At 61.6% G+C, this 17,788-nt stretch carries 12 protein-coding genes; 3 read left to right on the forward strand and 9 right to left on the reverse strand.

From position 1 onward, the window contains the following. Positions 1-138 precede the first annotated feature (138 nt). Positions 139-1,011, forward strand: a complete 873-nt coding sequence (locus tag ACU680_RS13435; RefSeq protein WP_367084124.1) for an undecaprenyl-diphosphate phosphatase — start codon at positions 139-141, stop codon at positions 1,009-1,011. Between the two features lie 62 nt (positions 1,012-1,073). Here ACU680_RS13435 and cysS read toward each other — a convergent pair whose 3' ends face one another. After that, a complete protein-coding gene (gene cysS, locus ACU680_RS13440) occupies positions 1,074-2,456 on the reverse strand; it encodes a cysteine--tRNA ligase (protein ID WP_448179681.1) in 1,383 nt (460 codons plus the stop codon). A gap of 21 nt (positions 2,457-2,477) precedes the next feature. Next, the gene (locus ACU680_RS13445) at positions 2,478-4,178 is read right to left on the reverse strand and encodes a glutamine--tRNA ligase/YqeY domain fusion protein (RefSeq protein WP_448179682.1); all 1,701 of its coding nucleotides are present in this window, start codon (positions 4,176-4,178) and stop codon (positions 2,478-2,480) included. A gap of 250 nt (positions 4,179-4,428) precedes the next feature. Between ACU680_RS13445 and ACU680_RS13450 the strand changes: the two genes are divergently transcribed. Next, the gene (locus ACU680_RS13450) at positions 4,429-4,935 is read left to right on the forward strand and encodes a peptidylprolyl isomerase (protein WP_007961987.1); all 507 of its coding nucleotides are present in this window, start codon (positions 4,429-4,431) and stop codon (positions 4,933-4,935) included. After that, positions 4,932-5,678: a UDP-2,3-diacylglucosamine diphosphatase gene (lpxH, locus tag ACU680_RS13455; RefSeq protein WP_400758860.1), complete on the forward strand. Its 747-nt coding sequence runs from the start codon at positions 4,932-4,934 to the stop codon at positions 5,676-5,678. The genes ACU680_RS13450 and lpxH overlap by 4 nt, the downstream gene beginning before the upstream one ends. Positions 5,679-5,859: 181 nt before the next feature. On the opposite strand, the gene ACU680_RS13460 is transcribed toward lpxH, so the two are convergent. The 7 genes from ACU680_RS13460 to ACU680_RS13490 all read right to left on the reverse strand — a co-directional run bounded on the left by ACU680_RS13460 (position 5,860) and on the right by ACU680_RS13490 (position 17,783). Further along, positions 5,860-7,389: a DHA2 family efflux MFS transporter permease subunit gene (locus ACU680_RS13460; RefSeq protein ID WP_027614637.1), complete on the reverse strand. Its 1,530-nt coding sequence runs from the start codon at positions 7,387-7,389 to the stop codon at positions 5,860-5,862. Positions 7,390-7,553: 164 nt separating this feature from the next. Continuing rightward, positions 7,554-8,756 carry an HlyD family secretion protein gene (locus ACU680_RS13465; RefSeq protein WP_448179683.1) on the reverse strand — a complete coding sequence of 401 codons (1,203 nt, stop codon included), beginning with the start codon at positions 8,754-8,756 and terminating at the stop codon, positions 7,554-7,556. Positions 8,757-8,770: 14 nt separating this feature from the next. Further along, complete coding sequence (locus tag ACU680_RS13470) at positions 8,771-10,240, reverse strand: efflux transporter outer membrane subunit (RefSeq protein WP_448179684.1); 1,470 nt, start codon at positions 10,238-10,240, stop codon at positions 8,771-8,773. Further along, positions 10,230-10,712 (reverse strand): MarR family winged helix-turn-helix transcriptional regulator, encoded by a 483-nt coding sequence (locus tag ACU680_RS13475; protein WP_448179685.1) that lies wholly within the window; start codon positions 10,710-10,712, stop codon positions 10,230-10,232. Before ACU680_RS13475 ends, ACU680_RS13470 begins: the two co-directional genes overlap by 11 nt. 254 nt (positions 10,713-10,966) lie before the next feature. Further along, on the reverse strand, positions 10,967-12,289 hold the full coding sequence (locus ACU680_RS13480) for a hypothetical protein (RefSeq protein ID WP_448179686.1): 1,323 nt from the start codon (positions 12,287-12,289) through the stop codon (positions 10,967-10,969). Between the two features lie 95 nt (positions 12,290-12,384). Next, entirely contained in the window at positions 12,385-16,059 is a 3,675-nt protein-coding gene (locus tag ACU680_RS13485) for a translocation/assembly module TamB domain-containing protein (RefSeq protein ID WP_448179687.1), read from the reverse strand. Beyond that, positions 16,056-17,783 (reverse strand): autotransporter assembly complex protein TamA, encoded by a 1,728-nt coding sequence (locus ACU680_RS13490; RefSeq protein ID WP_448179688.1) that lies wholly within the window; start codon positions 17,781-17,783, stop codon positions 16,056-16,058. Before ACU680_RS13490 ends, ACU680_RS13485 begins: the two co-directional genes overlap by 4 nt. Positions 17,784-17,788: the final 5 nt, after the last annotated feature.

Consider the following 17,788-nt stretch of genomic DNA (forward strand, 5'->3'; position numbering starts at 1 on the left):
GCGTCAGACCATTCACTCCACCACCACTAAACCGCCCCCATTGACCGAACCGACTAGACTGTGACGAAATGTTTCAGCTTTTCGCCCTGCCTTTGATCCAGACACCTCCCTCCTCCTGATCCTCACAGGACACGTGCTTTGACCAACATCTGTTCCACCGGCCTCGATATCGGCTTCGCTTCCCTGGACTACCTGCAGATCGGCTTCCTCGGCATCATTCAAGGCATCACCGAGTTACTGCCCGTTTCCTCCACCGCGCACATGCGCATCGTCCCGGCCCTGCTCGGCTGGCCGGATCCCGGCTCGGCGTTTTCCGCAGCGATGCAACTGGCCGCACTGGCGGCGGTGGTCAGTTATTTCTGGCGCGATGTCCGGCAAGTGGTCGGCGGCAGCGTCGATGCGGTGCGCCAGCGGGATTTCAACAACCGCTGGTTCATCCTCGCGGTGGCGATTGTGCTGGCGACCATCCCCATCGGCATTGCCGGGATCGCGTTGTCATCGACGCTCAACGCCTGCAACTCACCGTTGCGCGGCCTGATGGTGATCGGGATTTCCTGCGTGGTCATGGCGGTGCTGCTGGCGGCTGCCGAACTGACCTGCCGCCATCGCCGCAGCGTCGACGAAATGCGTCTGCGCGATGCGCTGATCGTCGGCATCGCGCAGATTGGCGCGTTGATTCCCGGGGTGTCGCGCTCCGGCTCGACGCTGACGGCGGCACTGTTTCTCAACTTCAAGCGTGAAGAAGCGGCGCGGTTTTCATTCTTGCTCGGGCTGCCAGCGATCGCCCTCGCCGGTCTGAAAGAGTTGTGGGTGCTGTTCCATGCCGACCTTCCCGCTGCCGTTTGGGGGCACCTGATTTTCGGTCTGGTGATCGCCAGCATCTCGGCGTTCTTCGCGATCTGGGGCCTGATGCGTTTTCTGGAGAAGTTCTCCACCTGGCCGTTTGTGGTTTACCGCGCAGTGCTGGGGATTTTCCTGATCGTCGCGGTCAGCACCGGCGCCTTGAGCTAAGGCCCCGCCAGAAAAAACAAAACCCGCACTCGGCGGGTTTTGTTTTAACGCAGGTCAGGCAATCAGTCAGCCAGACGCCAGGTCGTGCCGCCCTTGCCGTCTTCCAGCACCACGCCCATGGCAGTGAGCTGGTCGCGGATGCGGTCGGATTCGGCCCAGTCCTTGCCAGCGCGTGCCGCCAGACGAGCAGCAATCAGCGCATCGACTTCAGCCGCATCGACACGCCCTTCGGCGCCCGCTTGCAGGAAGTCATCGGCTTCCAGTTGCAACACACCCAGCACGCTCGCCAGTTCTTTCAGACGTGCCGCCAGGCCGGCCGCCGCATCGAGATCGCTCTCGCGCAGACGGTTGATCTCACGCACCATCTCGAACAGCACCGCGCAGGCTTCCGGCGTACCGAAGTCGTCGTTCATCACCGTGGTGAAACGCTCGACGAAGGCTTCGCCGCCAGCCGGAGCAACGCTCGGCAGGCCTTTCAACGCGTGGTAGAAACGCTCGAGTGCGCCCTTGGCGTCCTTGAGGTTGTCTTCCGAGTAGTTGATCGCGCTGCGGTAGTGGCTCGACACCAGCAGGTAACGCACGACTTCCGGGTGGTACTTGTCGAGCACGTCACGAATGGTGAAGAAGTTGTTCAAGGACTTGGACATCTTCTCGCCATTGATACGGATCATGCCGCAATGCATCCACGCGTTGGCGTAGGTCTTGCCGGTGGCCGCTTCGCTCTGGGCGATTTCGTTTTCGTGGTGCGGGAACTCGAGGTCGCTGCCGCCGCCATGAATGTCGAAGGTTTCACCGAGGCAGCAGGTGGACATCACCGAGCACTCGATGTGCCAGCCCGGACGCCCGGCGCCCCACGGCGATTCCCAGCTCGGCTCGCCCGGTTTGGCGGCTTTCCACAGGACGAAGTCCAGCGGGTCTTCTTTCGACTCGTCGACTTCGATCCGCGCACCGATGCGCAGGTCTTCGATCTTCTTGCGCGACAGCTTGCCGTAGCCCATGAATCTGGCGACGCGGTAGTACACGTCACCGTTGCCCGGAGCGTAGGCGTAGCCTTTGTCGATCAGGGTCTGGATCATCGCGTGCATGCCCGGAATGTGATCCGTGGCACGCGGCTCCATGTCCGGCTTCTTGATGTTCAGGCGCGCTTCGTCTTCGTGCATCGCGGCGATCATGCGCTCGGTCAGCGCTTCGAACGACTCACCGTTCTCGCGGGCACGATTGATGATCTTGTCGTCGATGTCGGTGATGTTGCGCACGTAGGTCAGGTCGTAACCGCTGAACCGCAACCAGCGGGTCACCAGATCGAACGCGACCATACTGCGGCCGTGGCCGAGGTGGCAGTAGTCGTACACGGTCATGCCGCACACGTACATGCGCACCTTGTTGCCATCCAGCGGCTTGAAGACTTCTTTGCTCTTGGTGAGCGTGTTGTAGATCGTCAGCACGTTAATTTCCTTGACGCTAAATCACTGGCCCCACGAATCACGCAGGGTCACGGTACGGTTGAATACCGGCTGACCTGGTTTCGAGTCCTTGATGTCGGCAACGAAGTAGCCTTCGCGCTCGAACTGGAAACGGTCTTCCGGCTGTGCATTGCCCAACGAAGGCTCAGCACGACAACCGGTCAGCACTTGCAGTGAGTCAGGGTTGATGTTGTCGAGGAAACTCGCGCTGTCTTCGGCCTTCTCCGGGTTAGGAGAGCGGAACAGGCGATCGTACAGCCGCACTTCGCACTCGATGCTGGCAGCCGCCGGCACCCAGTGGATCACGCCTTTGACCTTGCGGCCTTCAGGGTTCTTGCCGAGGGTGTCCGGGTCGTACGAGCAACGCAGCTCGACGATGTTGCCGTCGGCGTCCTTGATCGCTTCGTCGGCACGGATCACGTAGCTGCCGCGCAGGCGCACTTCGCCGTTCGGCTCCAGGCGCTTGTAGCCCTTTGGCGGTTCTTCCAAGAAGTCATCGCGGTCGATGTAGATTTCACGGGCGAACGGCAGCTGGCGCACGCCGAGCTCTTCTTTCTGCGGATGACGCGGCAGTTCGAGGTTCTCGACCTGACCTTCCGGGTAGTTGGTGATCACGACTTTCAACGGACGCAGCACGCACATGGCGCGTGGGGCGTTCGCGTCCAAGTCCTGACGGATGCTGAACTCGAGCATGCCGAAGTCGACCACGCCATCGGAACGGTTGGTGCCGACCATCTCGCAGAAATTGCGGATCGATGCCGGGGTGTAGCCGCGACGGCGGAAACCCGACAGCGTCGACATGCGTGGGTCGTCCCAGCCGTTGACGTGCTTTTCATCCACCAACTGCTTGAGCTTGCGCTTGCTGGTGATGGTGTAGTTCAGGTTCAGGCGGCTGAACTCGTACTGGCGCGGGTTGGCCGGCACCGGCAGGTTGTCCAGGAACCACTCGTACAGCGGACGATGGCTTTCGAATTCCAGGGTGCAGATCGAGTGGGTGATGCCTTCGATGGCGTCCGACTGACCGTGGGTGAAGTCATAGTTCGGGTAGATGCACCACTTGTCACCGGTCTGGTGGTGATGAGCGTGGCGGATGCGGTACATGATCGGGTCGCGCAGGTTCATGTTCGGCGAGGCCATGTCGATCTTCGCGCGCAGCACGCGGGCGCCGTCCGGGAACTCACCGGCACGCATGCGCGCGAACCAGTCGAGGTTCTCTTCCACCGAACGGTCGCGGAACGGGCTGTTCTTGCCAGGCTCGGTCAGGCTGCCACGGTATTCCTTGGCCTGCTCAGGGGTCAGGTCGTCGACGTAGGCCTTGCCGGCCTTGATCAGCTCCACTGCCCAGTCGTGCAACTGGTCGAAATACTGCGAGGCGTAGCGCACTTCGCCGGACCATTCGAAGCCCAGCCATTTGACGTCGGATTCGATCGCGTCGATGTATTCCTGGTCTTCCTTGGCCGGGTTGGTGTCGTCAAAACGCAGGTGCGTGACGCCGCCGAACTCCTGGGCCAGGCCGAAGTTCACGCAGATCGACTTGGCGTGGCCGATGTGCAGGTAGCCGTTGGGCTCAGGCGGAAAACGGGTGACGATCTGGGTGTGCTTGCCCGAGTCCAGGTCTGCCTGGATGATCGGCCGCAGGAAATTGACCGGCACGGCAGGGCCGGACTTGGCATTCGAGGTAGGGTCGACAGTGGGCTTGCTCATAGGATCCTTGACTTACATGTGCGCGGCCGCAAAGGGGGCCAGACAAAACAAAGCCGCTATCATAGCCGATGCTGTCAAGGGGCTGACAGAGCACGGCCTATAAAGGAGCGCATTTAATCGCCGGGATTTGAAAAACAGCCTCGAAATTCGCGCCTGTCACGCTAAACTGCGCACCTTGGCCGATGCAGGCTGAACCGGTTTCGGTACTCAGTGTCCGAAAACCACGAATTCCTTATAAAGAGTAGCGATCATGACTCAAGTCAAACTGACCACCAACTACGGCGACATCGTCATCGAACTGGACGCGGAAAAAGCGCCGATCACCGTTGCCAACTTCCTTGAATACGTTAAGGCCGGTCACTACGAAAACGTAGTCTTTCACCGTGTGATCAAGGGTTTCATGATCCAGGGCGGCGGCTTCCAGCCTGGCATGCAGGAAAAGAAAGACAAGCGCGCCAGCATCCAGAACGAAGCCGATAACGGCCTGAAGAACGAGAAGTACACCCTGGCCATGGCCCGCACCATGGACCCGCATTCGGCCTCGGCGCAGTTCTTCATCAACGCCACCGACAACAGCTTCCTCAACCACACCGCCAAGACCGCTCAGGGCTGGGGTTATGCCGTGTTCGGTAAAGTGGTTGCCGGTACCGATGTCGTCGACAAGATCGAAGGCGTTGCCACCACTTCCAAGGCCGGTCACCAGGACGTGCCGAAAGACGACGTGATCATCGAGAAAGCCGAGATCATCGAAGCGTGATATTGCTGATTTCAGACTTGCATCTGGAAGAGGAGCGCCCGGACATTACCCGGGCGTTTCTGGATTTGCTCGCCGGACGCGCCCGCTCGGCGAGTGCGCTCTACATTCTCGGCGACTTCTTCGAGGCGTGGATTGGCGACGATGCCATGACGCCTTTCCAGCGTTCCATCTGCCAGGCCCTGCGCCAATTGAGCGACAGCGGCACGGCGATCTTTCTGATGCACGGCAATCGCGACTTCCTGCTCGGCAAGGCCTTCTGCAAAGAAGCCGGCTGCACGCTGCTGAAGGACCCGAGTGTCGTGCAGTTCTATGGCGAGCCAGTGCTGCTGATGCACGGCGACAGCCTGTGCACCCGCGACGAAGCCTACATGAAGCTGCGCCGCTACCTGCGTAACCCGATCACCCTGTTCATCCTGCGCCACCTGCCGCTGAGCACCCGTCACAAACTGGCGCGCAAGCTGCGCAGTGAAAGCCGCGCGCAGACACGGATGAAGGCCAATGACATCGTCGATGTCACGCCGGAGGAAATTCCGCGGATCATGCAGGAATACGGGGTGAAAACCCTGATTCATGGCCACACCCATCGCCCGGCGATCCATAAGCTGCAGCTCGGTGAGCAGGCGGCGAAGCGGATTGTGCTGGGGGATTGGGATCGTCAGGGTTGGGCGTTGCAGGTGGATGAGAACGGGTTTGCCCTGGCGCCGTTCGACTTTGCTCCGCCACTGGCTTTGCCGCACGGCTGAAGATCGCTACCCCCTCACCCCAGCCCTCTCCCCCAGGGGGGCGAGGGGGAAAGGGAGCCGATCTTCATGCTATTCAAAACCTGAGTTCAACTCGGTGGCTCCAGGTCGGCGGACCTCGAAAGAAACCCTCAGTCAGTCCCCTCTCCCTCCGGGAGAGGGTTAGGGTGAGGGGCTTTTGACCTTAGTGTCCTGAAGCAGCAGGCCCGGCCTTCGCCGCAAACGGCGGCTTCGCCAGCCACACAATCAGAATCAGCCCCATGAAGCCCCAGCCCAGCAGCGTGAAGTAATCCACGGTGGAGAGCATGTACGCCTGGCTGGTAAGGATTTGATCCATCTGCGCATAAGCCGATTGGCTCGCGCCGCCCAAATGATTCAGGGTCTCGCGGGTCGCCGGTTCGAAGGTGCTGATGCTTTCGCTCATGTACGCATGATGCTGATCGGCGCGGCGGATCCAGATCCAAGTGGTCAGCGAGGCGGCGAAGCTGCCGCCCAAGGTGCGCAGGAAGGTCGCAAGGCCTGCGCCGTCGGCAATCTGACTCGGCGGTAAGTCCGACATCAGGATGCTCAGGGTCGGCATGAAGAACAGCGCCACGCCAATCCCCATGAACAGTTGCACCAGGGCGATGTGCTGGAAGTCCACCTCGTTGGTGAACTCGGCGCGCATGAAGCAGCTCAGGCCGATCGCGAGGAACGCCAGACCGGCCAGCAGGCGCAGATCGAACTTGTTCGCGTACTTGCCGACAAACGGCGACAGCAGCACCGGCAGAATGCCGATCGGCGCCACTGCCAGTCCGGCCCAGGTCGCGGTGTAACCCATCTGCGTCTGCAGCCACTGCGGCAGGATCAGGTTGATGCCGAAGAAGCCGGCGTAACCCAATACCAGCACCAGCGTGCCGATGCGGAAGTTGCGGTGGGCAAAAAGCCGCAGGTTGACCACCGGATGCTGGTCGGTCATTTCCCAGATCACAAACACTGCCAGGGCGATCACCGAAATCGCCGCGCCGATGATGATGAAGTTCGATTCGAACCAGTCCAGGTCATTGCCTTTGTCGAGGATCACCTGCAACGCGCCGACGCCGATGATCAGCGTGATCAGACCAACGTAATCCATCGGTTGGCGACTGGTTTCCACCGGGCGTTTGGCCAGTTGCGAACGCACCACCATCACCGCAAAGATGCCGATCGGTACGTTGATGAAGAAGATCCACGGCCAGCTGTAGCTGTCGGTGATCCAGCCACCGAGAATGGGACCTGCAATCGGCGCCACCACCGTGACCATCGCCAGCAACGCCAGGGCCATACCGCGCCTCGCGGGGGGATAGACCGCAATCAACAGGGTTTGCGTCATCGGGTACAGCGGCCCGGCCACCAGACCTTGCAGCACGCGGAAACCGATCAATTCCGGCATCGACGTCGAAATACCGCAGAGGAACGAGGCCAGCACGAACAGGATGGTGGCCCACAAAAACAGCTTCACCTCGCCGAAACGTCGACTGAGCCAACCGGTCAGCGGCAACGCGATGGCGTTGCTCACGGCGAACGAAGTGATCACCCAGGTGCCCTGCTCCGAACTCACCCCGAGGTTGCCGGAAATGGTCGGCAGCGCCACGTTGGCAATGGTGGTGTCGAGCACTTGCATGAACGTCGCCAGCGACAGGCCGATGGTGCTGAGCAACAGGCTGGGCGGCGTGAAAGAGGCGTTATTGCTCATTGTGAATCCTATGAAACCGGGTTGACGCCCTGGAGCGTACCTTTGTGGCGAGGGAGCTTGCTCCCGCTCGGCTGCGAAGCAGTCGCAAAGCTATTGGGGCCGCTTCGCGCCCCAGCGGGAGCAAGCTCCCTCGCCACAAAAGCCCGCACCTGAAGAGTGTGATCTCAGCGTTGCGCGGTCTTGCTCACCGCAGCGCTGTTGTCGTGGATCAGCTGCGCAATCATCGCGTCGGCTTCGGCCAGTTGGCGGTCGTAGACGTTGGTGCTGAACGAGGCCTTTTGCGGTGGTTGCTGGGCCAGCACCGGGCCGCTCTGGTCGTGCAGGTTCACTTCAACGTTGGTCGACAGACCGACCCGCAGCGGATGCTTGGCCAGCTCTTCGGCGTTGATGTGAATCCGCACCGGCACACGCTGGACGATCTTGATCCAGTTACCGGTGGCGTTCTGCGCCGGCAACAGGGCGAACGCGCTGCCGGTACCGGCGCCGAGGCTGTCGACGGTGCCGCTGTATTTCACGCTGCTGCCGTAGATGTCGGATTCGATGTCCACCGGTTGGCCGATGCGCATGTCACGCAGTTGGGTTTCCTTGAAGTTGGCGTCGATCCACAGCTGATCCAGCGGAATCACCGCCATCAGCGCGGTGCCCGGCTGTACGCGCTGACCGAGTTGCACAGTGCGTTTGGCGACGTAACCGGTGACCGGCGCGATCAGGGTGCTACGGGCGTTGGTCAGGTACGCCTGACGCAGATCGGCAGCCGCCGACATCACGTCCGGGTGCGACGACACCACGGTGTCGTCGACCAGCGCGCTGGTGGTTTTCAGTTGCTGTTTGGCGTTGGCCAGGGCGTTTTGCGCCGAGGTCAGATCGTCGCGAGCGTGGGACAGTTCTTCCTGGGAAATCGCCCCGCCAGCAGCGAGGTTTTTCCGGCGGTTGTAGTTGTCCTGAGCCTTCTGCACTTCTGCCTGTTGCGCGTTGACCTGGGCTTTCATGCCATCGACGTTGCTGTACAGGCCGCGCACCTGACGCACGGTGCGCGCCAGTTTCGCCTGGGCACTTTGCAGGCCGACTTCGGCGTCGTTCGGGTCAAAGTTGATCAGCACTTGCCCCTCGTGAACCAGATCGCCATCGTCGGCGCCGATGCTGACCACGGTGCCGGTCACCAGCGGGGTGATCTCGACGACGTTGCCGTTGACGTAGGCGTCGTCGGTGCTTTCGTTGAAGCGCCCGATAAACTCGTGATACGCCCAGACGCCGGCACCGGCGAGCAGGACCACGACGGCCAGCACCAGCAGCATCACTTTGCGCTTGCGCGGATTGCCGGTGTCGGGGGTGTTGGCTTGAGTTTGGGTGTTTTCGGCAGTGGCCATGACAAATACCTGAATTAGTTGTGCGACGTGGCTGGGGTGGCGTTGGCTGCGGTCAGGGTTTCACCCTGAAAGCCGCCGCCCAGCGCTTGCATCAGTTGAATCGACAGGTCGATCTGCTCGGCATTGAGGTTGGCCAGCTGACGCTGGGCCTGCAGCAATTGCTGCTCGATGCTGAGCACGTCCAGGTAGTTGCCGATGCCGGAACCGTAACGCTGGACGACGGTGTTGTAAGAATCCTGGGCAATCTCGGTGGCGTGTTGCTGCGCGCCGATCTGCCGGCCGATGTCACGCAACTGGTTGATCGTGTCGCTGACATCGCCCAGTGCCTTCACCAGGTTTTTGTTGTACTGCGCCACCGCCAGATCGTAATCGGCGTCGCGCGCATCGAGGTTGGCGCGCAGGCGCCCGCCGTCGAAAATCGGCACCGAAATGGTCGGGGCGATGCTGAAGAAGCGACTGGCCGACCCGAACATCGCGTCACCCAACAAGGATTCGGCACCGGCCGAGGCCGTGAGGTTCAAGTTGGGATAGAAGCGGGTTTTCGCCGAGTCGATGTCTTTGCTCGCCGCCTCCACGCGCCAGCGCGCCGCGACCAGATCCGGACGCCGACCGAGCAGTTCCGCCGGCAGCACCGACGGCACCGCCACGGCGCTGGCTTGCAGGACTTTCGGCCGGGCGATTTCGTTGCCACGATCCGGGCCTTTGCCGAGCAGCACGGCCAGGGCGATTTTGGCGCTGTTCAACCGTTTTTCGGCGTCGATCAGGCTGGCTTCGGAACTGGCCTCAAGGCTTTGGGTTTGCTGGAACTGGTACTGGCTGTCGATCCCGGCACTCAAGCGGCGCTGGCTCAGATCGAGCATCTGTTTGGTGCGTTTGAGATCGTCGTTGGCCAGGTCGTAAACGATATGCGCCTGACCCAGATCGCTGTAGGCCCGGGCCACGTCGGCGGCGAGGGTCAATTGCGCGGCCTGACGGTCGACTTCGGCAGCGCGAGCCTGACCGAGTGCAGCTTCCCAGGCATCACGCTGGCCGCCCCAGAGGTCGAAGTTGTAATTGAAACCGGCGCTGACGTTACGCACGGTGGCGTAAGCATCGCCCTGCCCGCGCGGATCCTGATCCTTGGCCAGGCGCGAACGGCTGATGCCGGCGCTGGCGTCGAGGGTCGGATAGCGTTCGGCATCGGCGGCATAGGCTGCGGCGCTGGCCTGATGCGCGCGGGCTTCGGCGATCTGCATGTCCGGGCTGTCGTGCAGCGCTTCGCGGATCAGACCGTCGAGTTGCGGATCGCCAAGGCTGGTCCACCAGTCGCTCTTCGGCCAGGCGGCCGGCGACAGAGTCACGCCGTTGAGGGACTGGCTGGCGTTGAGGCTTTTCGCATCCAGGCTTTTGCCTTGAGTGTCGAGGCCGCTGTAGTTGGCGCAGCCGGCGAGGATCATCGCCGACAGCACCAGGGTCAGGCTGCTGCGCAAGGTTTTACTGCTCATTGTGTTCACCTAAGCGCTGGATAGTGATCGGGTCACCGGCTGCCAGCAGGATTTTCTTGAGGATGTATTCCAGGGTTTTCAACTCGTCCGTAGTGACGGCGCCGGCCAGTTCATTCATTGCATCGGCGCCGATGTGCGGCAGGCGATCGGCCAGTTGCTGGCCCTGCTCGGTGAGCTTGAGCTGCACCTGACGGCGATCGCCTTCGCTGCGTTGGCGAGCCAGGAAACCTTTCTGCTCCAGACGATCGAGCATGCGCGTCATCGAACCGCTGTCCAGCGACAGGTGCCGGCACAGCTCGGCCGGGGTGTCGACGCCGTACTGGGCCATGATGATCAACACCTTGAACTGCGCGGCGGTGATGCCGTGGGGTTCCATGTGGGTGTCAATGATCCGGTCTTTCAGCAGCGCAGCACGGCCGAGCAACAGGCCGAGATAGCAATGTTTGAATCCGTCCGGGGTGAAGTGCTTCATGTGCTCACCTAATAACTGCCTAGGCAGTGAATGTATGTCGAGATGTTACTGCCTAGGCAGCGAATGTCAACGTAATAGTTAGGTTGCTTTGTAATTAGTTGACCAGTGGAGTGGGTTTTGTGTTTGGCGGGCGAACGCTATCGCTGGCAAGCCAGCTCCCACAGGTTTCTATGGCGTACGTGAATTTTGAGTACACCACTGACCCTGTGGGAGCTGGCTTGCCAGCGATTGGGGGCAACCCGGTTTAAAGGCGTTCAGACTTCATCGGAAGGACGGGCAGCCGCCGGCGGCTGGAGGGGATGCACTTCGCGCCCACGCAAGGCCGTGACTGCATAACCGCAGGCGCGTCGGGTCACCGCAAACATGCTGTGCCAGCCCGGCGGTGCGGGCTCGATGGCGGCATGCAGCGCCCGGGCATAGTCGAGCACCAGCCCGGGCGTCCACGCCATCACTTCGGCGCGTTTACGCACCTGCGCCGCCACCCAGAACTCGGGGCTGAGTATCACTCTGGCGAAATCGAGCATGCTCGAATGCCCGCGATTCATCGAGCCTTCCAGAGCCGCCTCCAGGCTATGGGCCACCGCACTGGAACAGTTGCGGCTGGTGAGGTTGTAGGTGTCGTTCTGTCGATAAGCCACCCAGAACGCCTGCAATCGCCGGGCATCGTAGTGGGCAAAACTGACCTGAACCGAAGACGGGCACCAGTCCGCCACCTCGCCGGCATAGTCCGGCAGAAACCGCCCGGCGACATCGTTGTTCGGCGTCGCCCGCAGTAACCGCACGAAATCCCCCGCCGAGCGGTCGATGTCGTCCAGCGGGTAATGGCTGATGTAAATGTCCGGGCCACATTCCAGTGCCGCGTGACCGGCCGAGATCACGCCGTTGATGTCGACTGCTGCGATATAACGATTGAGCAAGCGGTTGCGCACCAGAGTGTCATCGACGGTGCCGCTGGGGGTCCAGACATGAATGATCAATGCGTCGCTGCTGGCCGGCGCACTAACCGCAGCAGGGTCGGTCAGCGGCGGCAGGTGCCTGAAGCGCACGGCTTGGCGCAACAACGCGCAGCCCGAGAGAAACAGGCTCATGCCTATGCAGAACGGCACCGTGCCCTTATACAGTGTCGGATACGGCTCAAGGATAAACACGCCAAAGCCGAGTTCGAACAACCCGGCCAGCAGCGACACTTGCCAGCCGACAAAACGTACCACCACCGCAGCCGCCAGCCTGAAGACCCCATCAACGATGAAAGCCCCGCCAAACAGCACCGCCAGAATCAGCCCGGCAGCATGTTGCCGGTCAACGATCAGCAGCCCCAGCAAGAGAAACGCCAGACCTCGCGCTTTACGCAGGGCCGCAGCGGTCCCGGTTTGCGGGGCTGGCACCAGCAGCAGGATCAGCGCTTCGAGCAACAACAGATAGCCGAAGAGATGCAGCGGAAAATACAGAACGCCATCCAGCGCATCGATAAAGATCGCCACCCCGGCCGCGCCCCAGACAATGCCGGTCAGCGCCAGCGCGGACCAACGCTTGCGGACGAAGTCGTTACCGAGCAGGACCATACTCAAGCGAACCATAGACGCAACCGGCAAGGTTTTCGGGGGTTCGGTGAGTCTAATACATCCTGAAAAAACCGGATCGCAGCGTCACGACCCGGCTATTGGCCACGTTCTCAGAAATCGCGCTTGTAGAAGATATCCAGCGAACTGGCGACACCGCTGGCGGCTTCGACATATACCTTCTTGCTCAGCTTGTAACGCAGCGCAATGGTGTTGGCCGGCTCAAACACTCCGACGCCATAACGCAAACTGAGCTTCTCGGAAATGTTGCCGCTGGCGACCACGCTGGTGGTGTTGCCGCTGCCTTGGGTGTCGAGCTGGAAGTCCTGAATCCCCAGGTCTTTGGCCAGGCCGCTGGTGACCCCGGAACTGCCCATCAAGCCCAGGCCCAACGCCGCTTGCGCGAGCATGTTGTTGTCTTCGCCGTTGGTGCTCAGCGGACGCCCCAGTACCAGGTAGGACAACGCCTGCTCCTGACTCATGGCCGGTTCGGAGAAGATTTGCGTGGTCGGTTGCTCGGCGCTGCCGCTCAGGCGGATACCGGCTATCACGTCGTCGGTCTGGCGGATCGCTTCGATGTCCAGATACGGCTGATCGATCGGGCCGGCAAACAGCAGCCGCGCACGACGCACGTTCAGGCGCTGGCCATAGGCGCGGTAACGGCCGTCGTTGAGCCAGAGCTCGCCACGGGTGTCCATGTTGTCGCCGATGTGCACGTGACCTTGCAGGTTGGCGGTCAGGCCGAACCCGGCGAAGCTCAGTTTGTCTTCGCCGACCACCACGTCGATGTCCATCTTCATCGCCAGCGGTGGTTTGCCCTCTTCGGTCTGCGCCCCGACGATGATCGTGTCGTCGGAAACCTTTACCGTTGACGGCGGAAGTTCACGCACGGTGATTTCGCCTCGCGGCACCTGTACCTTGCCGGCAATTTTCAGCTCATCGCCGGCCATGGAAATCTTCAGGTCTGGCGCCACTTCAAGCTTGGCGTACGGCTCGACGGTGACCGGCAATTGCGTGCCCTTGAGCGCCAGATCGACTATCAGCGCCTGGCCCCAGGCGACGTTGCCATTGAGGCTGCCCTGCCCGGTCTTGCCGCTGTTCCAGCCGCCGTCCAGGCGCACCGATTCGCCGGCAATCACCGCTTGCAGCTGCAGGTTCTTGAGTTCCATCGGCAGTTCGGCGCCGGAGACTTCGCCGTCGCTGAGTTTGACCGTACCGTTGACCAGCGGCGCCAGCAGCCCGCCGGAAATCGTCCCGCTACCGTTCAGGCGCCCGGTGAGCTTCTCGACCATCGGCACAAACGGCCGCGCCACCGACAGGTCCAGTCCGCTGAGACGGAACGAACCGCTCAGCGGTTTGTTTTTCGGCAGCGGGTTGAGCTGCGCCTGCACCATCAACTCGCCGAGTTTGCCGCCGACGAAGTTGAGGTCGGTGTCGATGCGCTTCGGTGTGAGTTTGCTGGTGAGTTTCAGGGTCTGGTACGGGAAGTCCAGCCACTGATCCTTTTCCTTCATACGCAAGGTGCCGCCGCTGGCGTCGATGCTGACCACGCCGTTCGGGCCGCTGGCCGGCAAGTCCAGTTGCAGGTCGGCGTTGAGTTTGCCCTGCCAGGCGAAGTCTTTCGGCAACCATTGCGCCAGACTTTCGATCGGGAACTGCTTGAGGTGGTAAAGCAGTTTCGGCTCCGGCAGCAGACGCTGGTCTTCACCGCACAGGCTGGCGTTGCCGGACATCCAGCAATGCGCGCCGAAGTTGATCTTGCCGTCGGCGAGGCGTTCGAGTTTGGCCGGGCTCTGCAGTTTCCAGTCCTGGCCGCCGGCCTGAATATCGCCGCTGGCCAGACGGCCGCGCCAGTTGCCCTTGTCCAGATTGCCGTCCAGACCGAGGGCCAGTTTCAGCTTCGGCCCGAGCAGGTCGAGGTTGAGTTTCTGGCTCTTGATGTCGCCCTGGGCGCTGGCGGTTAACACACCGAGGTTGGTGTCGCCAGCCTGAATGCCGCTGCCTTTCAGATCAATCTTCGCCCGTTGCGCACTGTCGAGGGTCGCATCGAGGTTGAGGCTTTGCAGGCGATTGTCCTGGAATGCCAGTTGCGAACCTTGCAGATCAAGTTTGCCTTGCGGTGCTTTCAGCGTGCCGGCGACGTTGACCTGTCCCGTGACCTGCCCGCGCAGCTGTGGCCAGAGCTGGGCCAGGCGCGTCAGTTTGATGTCGATCTGCCCGGTGAGTTTTTGTTGCAGGCTGCCCTTGCCGCTGATGCTGTTGTCGCCGAGGCGGACTTGCAGGGCGTTGAGGTTCCACTGTTCGCCGGCACCGTCAGCCTTGGCCTGGAGGATCGCCGGTTGGCCGCGCAGTTTGCCCTTGAGGTCGAGGTCGGCGGTGAGGCTCAGGCGTTCGTTCTTCATTTCGCCTTTGCTGCGCAGCGGCCCCGCCAGCGTGCCCGGCAACTCCGCAACCCAGTACGCCGGGTTCAACGCAGAAAGATCCAGCGCCGTGTCCCAGGCGATGCCATCGGCGAACTGCACGTTGACATGCCCTTCAGCCTTGCCCTGCCCCGCTTCCATCTTCAGCTGTGGCAAGGCGATTTGCTTCAGGCTGCCGCTGAACGGACTGCTCAGGCTGAACGCCCCCGCCGGGCCATCGAGATCGGCGGCGAAGTTACCGAGGTACTGACCGTCGGTGTAGGAGACTTCGCCGGTGAAGGTACGCAAGGCGACTTGCGGCTCATCGATTTCGTTATAGAGCCGATGCCACGGGAAATCCTGCCAGTTGACGTTGGCTTGCGCCGTGAGGCCCTTGCTCCAGTCGACACTGCCGGTGAGCTTGAGGCTTTGCTTGTCGTTGGCCGTCAGGTCGAGGCCGGCGATCTGCGCGCCGCTGGCATCGACCTTGCCTTTGAGCAGCAGCGCCACCGGGCCTTTATCGGCGGGCAGCGTGGCGTTGCCGTTTAACTGGTAACCGTTTTTCAGATCGCCTTCGCCGGTCAAAACCAGTTGATTGAGTTGCAGGGTGTCCGGCAAATCGGCGCTCGGTTTGAACGCGTCGCTGGTAATGCGCACCTTGGCCGGCAGGTTTTCTGCCAGCGGCTGCAGTTCGCCGCTCAACTGGCCGTCGAGGTAACCGTGGCTGTCGGCGTGCAGGTTGAGGGTTTTCAGCAGATCACCGTCGACTTTGAGCGCCAGCGTCCAGGGGCCTGTGCCTGGGGACGGCAAGCTCAGGTCACCGGCGATGTTCAGCGGCCAATTGCCGGTCGGTTGCAGCAGGCCGGAGAGGTTCAGGCTCAGGTCGTCGCGCTGTAGTTTCACACTGTCGATCTGCATGCCCTGGGCGGTCCAGTGCGCCGCCAGTTGCAGGCCCTTGAGTTGCTCGCTGCCGTTGAACAGCAGGCTGCCGACTTGCACGTCACCGAGCTCGATGCCTAGCGGCAATTGCAGATCCGGCAGTTTGATCGGGCCGCTGTCGGTGGTTTCTTCACTCGGCGGGAATTGCAGAATCACCTGATCGGCCTTGAGCTGTTCGATGCACAAAGTCATGCGGGTCAGGCACAACGGCGACCAGGCGAAAATCGGCTTGCTCAGCTCGACCCGGCTGCTGTCCTGTTGCCACAGCAGATGGTCGGCGCTCCATTGGCCGCCGAGGCGACCCTGGAAATTCTCCACGCTCAAACCCGGCACCAGGCTCAGCGCCCAACGGCTGCCGGCTTGCGTGCCGAGTACGGCTGCGATGCTCAATACAACCAACAGCACCAGCGCCAACAACGCCAGTGCCGTTATTTTCAAACCACGCTTCACAGCTCAGGCCCCATGGAAAAGTGCAGCCGGATGCCGCCGTCGTCGTCCAGTGCGTGGGCCAGGTCGAGGCGGATCGGCCCCACCGGCGAGACCCAGCGCACACCGATACCGACCCCGGTCTTGAGGTTCGGCAGTTCGAGTTTGTTGAAAGAGTTGCCCTGATCGACGAAGGTCGCGATCCGCCATTTCTCGGCAATCGAATATTGGTACTCGACGCTGCCGGCGACCATGTAGCGGCCGCCGATGCGGTCGCCCTTGGAGTTCTCCGGGGACAGACTTTGGTAGTCGTAACCGCGCACGCTCTGATCGCCACCGGCGAAGAAGCGCAGCGACGGCGGCACCGAGTTGTAACCATTGGTGGCGCTGCCGCCGACCTGCACCCGACCGAGGAAGCGGTGGTTGTCGAACACCGTGGTCAGGCCTTTGATCAACGCCGTGCCATATAAAAGGTTGTTGTCCGAACCGAGGCCCTCCTTCGCCACTTTGCTTTCGAAGGTCAGGCGATAGCCGTTGTGCGGGTCGATGCGGTTGTCGCTTTTCAGGTACGAGTAACTGATGCCGGGCATCAGCAAGGTACTGAGGCCGGAGTCGTCGCCAAGTTCATATTCTTCGCGCTGCCATTTCAGCGAGATCACTCGCTGCCAGCCGCTGGGCAACTTGCTGTGCCATTCCGGGCCAAACGTCAGCAGCTTGCTCAGGGTGTCGGAGCCGTCGATGTCTTCGTATTGATAACCACCGGCCCAGCGCAGTTTGTCGGTCAGCGGCGGGTCGAGCGGGATGTCATAGAACAACCCGACGTTCTGCCGTGGCGCCGACAATTCGGCTTCCCAGCCGTAACTGTCGCCCTGCGGGTTGACCCAGTGGCGTGTCCAGTTGGCCTTGATCCGCGGGCCGACGTCAGTCGAATAACCGAGGCCCAGGCCCATGGTCCGTGGTTTGCGCGTGTCGAGTTTGACGTCGACCGGAATCACGTCGTTTTTCGCTGCCGTCGGCGCCGCATCGACGCGCACGCCTTCGAAATAGCCGCTCGATTGCAGGTCGCGGTTGAGTTCGGCAATCAGCTCGGAGTCATACGGATCGCCGGCCTTGAACGGCACCATACGTTGCAGCAGGTCTTCGTCGAACGGCGTATCGCCCTCGAAACTGACTTTGCCCAACGCATAACGCGGGCCGCTTTCGTAGATCAATTCGACATCGGCCACCCCGGCACGCGGATCGACCAGGAGTTTTTGGCTGGTGAAATGACCACTGAAGAAACCGAAGCGCGAGGCCTGGTTCTGGATCAGGCGTTTGGCGTCTTCATAACGCCCGTGGTTGAGCACGGCGCCGGACTTGAGCGTGTCACTGCTCGGCACACGAAAGGATTTGAGGGAGGCGGCAGGCCCGTCGACGCGGATGGTGACGTTGCGCAGACGAATAGGCTCGCCGGGATCGATGTTCAGTACCAGGCGCGGTTTTTCGCCGCCCTTCACGTCACTGTCGATCTGCGGCTGGTAATAACCCAAGGCCTGCGCGGCTTTGCGCGCCTGCTCCTCGGCCCCGCGACTGAAGCGCAGCAAGGCTTGTTCGTCACGGTCGCCGAGGCTGCCGATATAGCCTTCTATATTGGCCTTGAGTTCGTCGTTGGACGGTTTGATCCGCACGTCCAATTCACTTTGCGCCAGCGCCGCGCAGCTGGTTAACAGCATGAGCACGCCACTGGTAAATCTTCCTGGAAACTTCATAGGCG

It is taken from the genome of Pseudomonas sp. LF020, assembly GCF_053456425.1.